6 protein-coding genes are annotated in these 8,378 nt (G+C 73.1%); 2 read left to right on the plus strand and 4 right to left on the minus strand.

Annotated elements, in window-relative coordinates:
• Positions 1-328: 328 nt before the first annotated feature.
• The gene (locus PSH25_RS25315; protein WP_238661439.1) at positions 329-1,009 is read right to left on the minus strand and encodes a PASTA domain-containing protein; all 681 of its coding nucleotides are present in this window, start codon (positions 1,007-1,009) and stop codon (positions 329-331) included.
• A gap of 122 nt (positions 1,010-1,131) precedes the next feature.
• Between PSH25_RS25315 and PSH25_RS25320 the strand changes: the two genes are divergently transcribed.
• Positions 1,132-2,685, plus strand: a complete 1,554-nt coding sequence (locus PSH25_RS25320; protein ID WP_238661440.1) for a hypothetical protein — start codon at positions 1,132-1,134, stop codon at positions 2,683-2,685.
• A gap of 122 nt (positions 2,686-2,807) precedes the next feature.
• Here the strand turns inward: PSH25_RS25320 and PSH25_RS25325 are convergent, their stop codons facing one another.
• Both PSH25_RS25325 and PSH25_RS25330 read right to left on the minus strand, forming a co-directional pair.
• The gene (locus PSH25_RS25325; RefSeq protein ID WP_238661441.1) at positions 2,808-4,286 is read right to left on the minus strand and encodes a glutamate-cysteine ligase family protein; all 1,479 of its coding nucleotides are present in this window, start codon (positions 4,284-4,286) and stop codon (positions 2,808-2,810) included.
• A 309-nt stretch (positions 4,287-4,595) separates the two neighbouring features.
• The gene (locus tag PSH25_RS25330) at positions 4,596-5,177 is read right to left on the minus strand and encodes a YceI family protein (protein WP_238661442.1); all 582 of its coding nucleotides are present in this window, start codon (positions 5,175-5,177) and stop codon (positions 4,596-4,598) included.
• A 99-nt stretch (positions 5,178-5,276) separates the two neighbouring features.
• Here PSH25_RS25330 and PSH25_RS25335 point away from each other — a divergent pair, with 99 nt between their 5' ends.
• Entirely contained in the window at positions 5,277-5,795 is a 519-nt protein-coding gene (locus PSH25_RS25335) for a MarR family winged helix-turn-helix transcriptional regulator (protein ID WP_238661443.1), read from the plus strand.
• Positions 5,796-6,019: 224 nt separating this feature from the next.
• On the opposite strand, the gene PSH25_RS25340 is transcribed toward PSH25_RS25335, so the two are convergent.
• Positions 6,020-8,378, minus strand: a 2,359-nt coding sequence (locus PSH25_RS25340; protein ID WP_238661444.1) for an ATP-binding protein, incomplete at its 5' end; no start/stop codon positions are given.

Consider the following 8,378-nt stretch of genomic DNA (forward strand, 5'->3'; position numbering starts at 1 on the left):
CCGGTCAGCGGCGGGCCGGGTCGGCTCCGACGGGTCGGCGGCGGGTCGGGTCGGCTCCGACCGGTCAGCTGCGGGCCCGGGCGGGTCCGGCCGATCAGCGGCGGAGGGCAGGGGGCGGGTCCGGTCGTCGTGCTCGCCGGCGGGAGGCTCCTGGCGGTCGTCGCTCATCGCACGTCCTTTCCCCAACCCGGACGGGCGTCATGGCCCTCGACCGCCAACCTAGTCGCCCACACCACCATCGGTGGGGATCAGCGTGCCGAGCCGCGCCGGGTGCCGGCGCGGCAGAGCGGCGGGTACGCGCCGGGAGGCTCGACCCGCCGGCCCGGAATCAGGGCGTGGGTTGCGCTGTCGGCTGGTCGACGGAGCCACACCAGATGCTGACCTGGTCGTTCCACCGGGCCGGGCCGTCCTCGGCGGGCTCCTGCCGGCTGACCTTGCCTGCGCGTCCGCTGACGTAGCGCGGGTAGAGGCCCTCGTCGACCAAGTCGTCGGCGGCGTCGGCGCAGCTCTTGCCGACCACGTCCGGCACCTCGGCGGCCGGAGCCGGCCCGGCGACCTGGAGTTGCACAGTCGTCCCCCGGGCGACCTCGGTGCCCACGTCCGGTGCGGTGCTCTCGACCGTACGACCGACGCCGCCACCGAAGACCAGCCGCCATCCCAGCCGCTGCTTGCGCAGGGTCTCCCGGGCCTGCTCGAAGTCATTGCCGATCACCGGTGGCACGGTCAGGCCGGTCCCCTTGGTCGAGGTGGCGGAGGTCTCGACCGCCGACGGTGCCGGCCGTCCGCTGCTCGGTCGGGGTGCGGTGGCCCGACTGGTCGGCGCGCCAGCCGTGGTCACGACGGCCAGCGGATCACCAGAGGGTGCGTCGTCCTCTCCGGCCAGCAACCAGCCACCGGTCGCGCCGACAGCGGCGAGCAGCACCGCCACCAACCCACCACCGAGTACGACGCTGGTCCGGCCCGCACCGCCACCGGCGGCACTCTGCTGGCCCGTGTTCGTGTCCGTCATAACGCCCACCGCCTCATCACCGGCGACCGTACCGCCCGCCGCCCAATCCGCCGCACCGGCGGTCCACACCGGCGGGTCGTTGCGACTCGCCGCGCCGACGACGGGACGTTACGCTGCCCGGCATGGCCAGACAGGGCTGGGGAGTGTCGATCGCGACGGCGATCGGGGTCGCTGCCGGCGCGGGTGCCGCACAACTGGGCTTCGGCTACGGGCTCGGCGTCATCACCTGGACGCCCACCGATGCCGGTGCGACCGGCACAGCCTGGGCGGACGGCCTCGCCTGGGCCACCTGGCTCGCCGCCAGTTCGACGGTCCTCGGCGCGGTCTGCGCACAGCGGCTCCACCAACGCAACGTCCCAGCGCGGGCCGCGACCTCTCCGCTCACCGCGACCGACGGTGCGCGCCACGAGGGCCCGCAGCTCGGCGATCAGGCGCCGGAGCACGAAACCCCGGGTGACGGGCGTCCACCGACCGTCGCCCGGTCCGCGGCCTCCGCCAACTGGTCGGGCGCGGACGCCGCCCCGCCGGAGGTGCCGAAAACACCACCGCCGGTGGCCGAGCCGCACGACCGTGGCGGCCTGCTGCGGCGGGTGGCCCTGGCGCTCGGCGCCGGGTTGGGCGGCCTGGTCACGGTTCTGTTGATCGCCGTACCCGCGCGGGTCGCGACCGGCGCGGACACCGGCGCGCCGCAACGGACGGCCGCCGTGCAGGCAGCGCTGGGCATCCTGATCGGCGTCCTCGTCGCGATCTGGGCGCTTCGTTCCCGAGCCGCCGCGGCCAACGTGGCCGCAACGGCCGCCTGGCTCTGGCTGCTCGCGGTGGTCTCGGTGATCGACGGGGTACGCGTCGGACGAGGGTTGACCGGCGCGCAACTCGGCACCTGGCAGTTCGACCCGGACCACGCCCGGTACTGGATCGGGGGTCAGCTCTACTGGCCCGGTGCGCTGCTGGCACTGGTGCCCGCGCTGCTGATCGGCGTACTGGCCGCCCGGCGGTCCGCCCGCTCGGGCGGGCACCGCGTGGGCGTGGCGGCCTCCGGCGCGGCTGGCCCGGTGCTCGTCGCGCTCGCCTACCTGACCACCCTGCCGCACTGGTCGACGCTGGGCCCCGCGCAGCTGTCCACCCAGCTGATCGCCCCGTACGCGGTGATCGCCGGCATCGGCGGCTCGGTGCTGGCCGCCCGCCTCGGCGAGCGAGCCGATCGGAGCCACCCAGCCGAGCGGAGCCGCTCGGCCACCCGCAGTGCGGTTGCTCGGGACACGGTGGCCGACCCGACCCCGGTCGCCGGGACCGACCCGGCGCCGCCGGTCTCCGGCTCGGCGGCCGGACCCACGGACCCGACGACCGGAAGCCCAGCCGGGACGACCGGAAGCCCAGCCGGGACGACCGGGACCCCAGCCCCGACGGCCGGGACCCCAGCCGGGACGACCGGACCCACAACCTCGACGGCCGGAACCGCGGCGCGGCGCCGGAGGACTGACGCCTCACCGCAGGCGCCCCGGACGGTCCCTCTGCCGGGCGAGGCCACCGCGGCACCGCAGGTGCCCGCCCCGCGTACGGACCCGGACCGCACGGACAAGTCCCGTCCCGCCGAAACGGCAACGGCGGAGAACCTGGCCCCGACGAGCCGGCAAACCCGAGCATCCCGCCGCGCCGTCCGCCCCACCACCGACTAACCCCCAGGGCCCCGGCCACCCCCGTTGATCATGAAGTTATTGCCACCTGGCCCGGCGTGTCATGGCAATAACTTCATGATCAACCGTGGTCGGGCGGGGGGGTGGGGGTGGGGTGGGTGGGGTTAGGGGACTGGCCAGGTGTGGACGGGTTGGTTGGTGCGCTGGAGTTCGGCGTAGCGCTGGACCATGTGGTGCAGCGCGGCCGCCCGGTCCATGCCCTGGTGCCGCTCCGCCGCCCAGACCGCCTCGGTCTGCCAGACGGCCCCGTTGCGGCCGGTACGGCAGCGCTGCTCGATGATGCCGAGCAGCCGGTCCCGCTGCGCCGGGGCGACACCGAACCCGTCCAGGCCGGCGGCGGCGGTGGGCAGCAGTTGCTCCAGGACCAGCTTGGTGACCGGCACGTCGCCGAGCCCGGGCCAGTGCAGAACGGCGTCGAGGCCACGTCGGGCGGCGGCGTGGAAGTTCTCCTCGGCGGAGCTGAAGGTGAGTTGGCTCCAGATCGGTCGGTCGGCCTCGGCCAGACCGCGTACCAGCCCGAAGTAGAAGGCCGCGTTGGCCAGCATGTCCACCACCGTCGGACCGGCCGGCAGCACCCGGTTCTCCACCCGCAGGTGGGGGCGGTCGTTCATGATGTCGTAGACCGGCCGGTTCCACCGGTAGACCGTGCCGTTGTGCAGCCGCAGCTCCCCGAGCTGCGGCACACCACCGGCGTGCAGGACCTCCACCGGGTCCTCGTCCTCGCAGATCGGCAGCAGCGGCGGGAAGTACCGGACGTTCTCCTCGAACAGGTCGAAGATCGAGGTGATCCACCGTTCGCCGAACCACACCCGCGGCCGTACGCCCTGGGCCTTGAGTTCGTCCGGGCGGGTGTCGGTGGCCTGTTGGAACAGGGCGATCCGCGTTTCGGCCCACAGTTGGCGGCCGTACAGGAAGGGGCTGTTCGCCCCGACCGCCACCTGCACCCCGGCGATGGCCTGGGAGGCGTTCCAGTAGTCGGCGAAGCTGTCCGGGGCGACCTGGAGGTGGAACTGGAGGCTCGTGCAGGCGGCCTCGGGGGCGATCGAGTCGGTGTGCGTCCGCAACTGCTCGACGCCGCGGATGTCCAGCTCGATGTCCTCGCCCCGGGCGCCGACGATCTGGTCGTTGAGCACCCGGTAACGCTCGTTGGTGGAGAGGTTGTCCTCGACCAGGTGCCCCTCGGTGAGGGTGGGCAGGATGCCGACCAGGACGATCTTCGCGTCGGACCTGGCGGCGCGCTCGTCGGCCCGGGAGAGGCTGCCGCGCAGGTCGTGCTCGTAGTCGGCGAAGCCGGTGCCCTCGATCAGCCGGGGCTCGGCGTTGAGTTCCAGGTTGAACTGCCCCAGCTCGGTCTGGAAGAGGGGGTCCGCGATGTCGGCGAGGATCTCCTCGTTGCGCATCGCCGGCTCGGCGGCCGAGTCGACCAGGTTGAGCTCGATCTCCAGGCCGGTCATCGGCCGGTCGGCGTCGAAGCCGAAGTCGTCCAGCATCAGGGCGAAGACGTCCAGGCACCGCCGCACCTTCTGCCGATACCGGACGCGATCATCCCGGGTGAAGGCGCCCTCTGAGACGTCCCTGCCCATGTGTCCTCCCGACGGCCGGCGCGGTCGGGATCCTGCCGTCCCGGAAGCGCTTTGTGAAGCATCCACGGTAAGAGCGCCCACCTGACGGGGCCAGAGGCCGACGGCGGTGAACCGACGTCGACCGGCGTGGACGCGCTCGTGGCGCCATCTGTACCCCGTCGCCGACCAGCTGGACCCGATGGCGGTGCGAACAACCCGTGACGATTACCACGAGCGGGTACGACGCAGGGCCCGCGCCGACGTACGGCGCGGGCCCTGCGTACCGGATCACCGGGAGGATCCCCCTGGCCCTCCGGCGATCCTCGGGGATCAGGCCTGGCGAACGGCCTCGCCCTCGATCTCAATCTTGATCTTGCGGCTGACCAGCACGCCACCGGTCTCCAGGGCGACGTTCCAGGTCAGGCCGAACTCCTCGCGGTCGATCTCGGTGCTCGCGGAGAAGCCGAAGATGTCCTGGCCGAACGGGCTGCGGCCGACACCCTCGAACTCCACCTCCAGCTCGACCGGACGGGTGACGTCCTTGATGGTCAGGTCGCCGGTGAGCACGAACTCGCCGCCACGACGGGACTTGACCCCGGTGCTGCGGAACTCGAGCGTCGGGAACTTCTCGGCGTCCAGGAACTCGGGGCTGCGCAGGTGAGCGTCCCGGTCGGCCTGGGTGGTGTCGACACTGGCGGCCTGAATGGTGGCGACGACCGACGACTGCAGCGGGTCCTCGGCAACGGTGATGGTGGCGGTCGCCTCGTTGAACTCGCCGCGCACCTTGCTCACCATCATGTGCCGGGCAACGAAGCCGACCCGCTTGTGCGCCACGTCGAGCGCGTAGGTGCCGGCCGCCGGGATGGTGAGGCCGTCCCAGTCGCGGGTTACCGCATCGATGCTGCTGGTCATGGTGCTGTCCTCCAGGAGATTGTTTAGTAGCCCAACGACTGCTTGAGCAACTATAACTGCAACAACATTCCCCGTGTCAAGCACTGGTATGCTGAACGGGTGACCAACGTCTTCGACGATCCCCGGATCACCGCCGTCGGCCTGCTCTTCGAGGCACACGCCGGGCTGTCAGCCCGGTTCAACGCCCAACTCGAGGAGCACGGCCTCTCCGCGGTCGAGTTCGAGGTCATCACCCGACTGGCCCGCTCGCCGGGCAACCAACTACGCATGACCGACCTCGCCGCGCAGACCTCCCTGTCGACCAGCGGAGTGACCCGGGTGGTGGACCGGATGGAGCGTGACGGGCTGCTCACCCGCCGGGCCTGCCCGAACGACCGACGCAGCTCGTACGCGGTGGTCACCGGCACCGGGATGCAACGGCTGAACGAGACGCTGCCCGGGCACCTGCAGATGATCGAGCAGTGGTTCACCGGGCAACTCGACCCCGAGGCGCTCGCGGCCCTCCTCGACGGGTTGCGCCGGGTCCGCGACGCCGCGCACCCGTGCGCCACCGCCGGCAGTGACGACGCCAGCCCGGAGCAGTTCGCCGCCACCGACGGCGCCCCCCGACGGCACTGAGAAGCACCCGCTGCCGGGCCATGGCAGCGGCAGAAAGACCGGCAGAACTGACCCAGCCAAGCTGGAGGATTCGGTCCAAGGCGACTTTCTGCCACCGCGCCGGTGGCAGGCTTCCTGCACCGGGGATCACCGGGGGGTGACGGCGCGGGCGATCAGCGAGGGGTAGCACCAAAGGGGGCTCTTCGCCCGCGCCACTCTCCCGTCGCGATCGGGGCAAGCGCAGGCTAGTGAGCCGGTCCGCCCCGGGCGGCGATCAGCGCGTAGAGCAGGCCCGACTCCTGCGGCAACAGCCGGATGCCGCTCTCCACACAGACCCGGTCCAGTCGATCGAGCACCGCCGGGTCCGCGGTGCTCGCGGCCAGGCCCACCAGCGCCTCCACCGCGTCGCGGCGATCCTGCCCCGCATGGTCGGCGGCGGCGGCGAACCACTCGGCAGCCAACTCCCGGTCACCCCGGTGCAGCGCCAGGTTGCCCTCGATCAGCGCACAGAGCCCGACCTCCGGCCCACCCCAGGCCAGCACCGCGTCGTCCGAGCGCGGTCGCGGCACGGTCGGACGCGTCGGCACCGCCTCCACGCCCCCGGCGCGCAACTCGGTCAGCACCTCGGTCGCCTCCGCGACCCGCCCCTCCTGGGCGAGCGCCAACCCGACGGTCCCGAGCACCCGACGGCGGCCTCCGGGATCACCCAGCTCCGACAGGGCCGCGATCGCCCTCCGGCCACGATCGACGGCGTCCGCGTACCAGCCCTCCAGGCGGGCAACCTCGGCGCGATTGGCCCAGCCCAGCACCCGCAGTCGCTGCTCCCCACTCTCGGCGGCAAGGCGGTCGACCGCCGCGAGCCGGCGGCGGGCCGCAGCCAGGTCGCCCGCGCGGATCTCGTGCCAGGCGAGGCTGTTCTGGGCCACCGCCAGGTCGCGGGTCCGACCGTTGCGGGCGGCCAACCGCAGCAGCGCCTCGGCCTGCTCGCGAGCCTCGTCCTGCCGCCCGACCGAGATCAGCAGAGTGCCGAGCACGTTTCGCGCCTCCAACTCCCCGGTGACGTCGCCGGCCTCCCGGAAGGTGTCCAACGCCGCGCGGGCCGTCGACAGCTCCTCGGCACCCGCGCCGTGCTCGGCCGCGAGCCGGGCGACGCCGAGGGCGGCCCAGCCACGCAGGAGAGGGTCGGCGTCAGCGGTACGCGGGTCCGCCAGCAGCCGCCGCAGCCACTGCCGCCCGACGACATCGCGCCCACGGAACCGCCACCAGCGGGTCAGGCAGGCGGCCAGCCGCAGCGCGGTCAACGGGTCGTCGGTGGCCGCGTGGGCCAACGACGAGCTGATGTCGCTGCTCATCTCGTCCAGCCGGTGCACCGCGTCGGGTAACCGTGGGCCGACCAGGTCGCTGGCGGTCCGCGCCACCAGGCGCGCGATGACCTCCGCGTGTCGACGCCGGATGCAGGTCAGCTCACCTGCACCGGCCGCCTGCTCGACGGCGTAGTCACGGACCGCGTCGAGCAGCCGGAACCGGAACGACCCGGTTCCTCGTACGCTCAGCAGCCCCAGCTCGACGAAGCGGTCCAGCAGCGGAACCGGGTCGATCGCCACCGTGCCGTCCCGGTCGGCCTCGTCGGCGAGCATCTCCTCGGCCAACTCCACCGACCAGCGGTTACCGAAGACGGCCAGCTGCCGCAGCGCGGCCCGCTCGTCCGACGCCAACAGGCGGTAGCTGAACGCCACCGCGTCCCGCAGGGTGACCGCGACCGAGACCGCCGCACGGGAGTCGGGTCCGCTCGTTCGGCTGGTGAGCGCCTCCGGCGCGTCCCAGCCCGGGTGGGTGGACGCGTCGGCGGGAGTGGCCAGGTCGAGCACCCGGTCGCCGTACCGGTCGAGGAGTTCGGTGAGGTCGAGGAGTCGGCCCCGGGCGGCCATCAGCTCGATGGCCAACGGCAGCCCTCCCAACCGGCGTACCAACGCGGCGAGCGCCGGCAGCTCAGCGGGGGTGGGTGGCTCCCGGCGGACCTGGGCGAGCCGGGCGGTGAACAGCGCGACCGCCGGCCACGATTCGAGTTCGGAGTGTTCGGCCTCCGGTGGTGGCACGTCGAGCGGCGCCACCGGCCACACCCGCTCACCGGGCAACCCGACCGGATGCCGCCCGGTGACCAGCACCCGCAGCGAGGGCAGTGCGCCCATCAACCGGTGCAGGGTCGCGGCCACCGGGCCCGGGGCGTGCTCCACCGCGTCCATGACCAGCAACGTCGGCCGTCCGGCGAGCAGCGCCACGAGTTCGGACAGGCGCGCCACGCCGAGCACCGACATCGAGGCGGCGAGCACGTCCGGACCGTCCGAGCCCTCGCCGACCAGCACCCCGGCAACGCCGGCCGGGTGGGCGGAGGCAACCAGGTGCGCCACCGACGTGGCCAGGGCGGTCTTGCCCACGCCGGCCAAGCCGACGAGGCTGACCAACCGGGGCCCGCGCTCCGCGGTCAGCATCCCGGCCAGCTCGGTGAGGTCGCGCTCCCGGCCGATCAGCGCGACCGGCGGCGGGAGCGCGACCGACGGGTCGGCGGGCGCGGCCGCCGACGTGGCGGTGCCGCTGAACGCGAAG

It is taken from the genome of Micromonospora foliorum (genome assembly GCF_022229015.1).
Taxonomy (GTDB): domain Bacteria; phylum Actinomycetota; class Actinomycetes; order Mycobacteriales; family Micromonosporaceae; genus Micromonospora; species Micromonospora foliorum.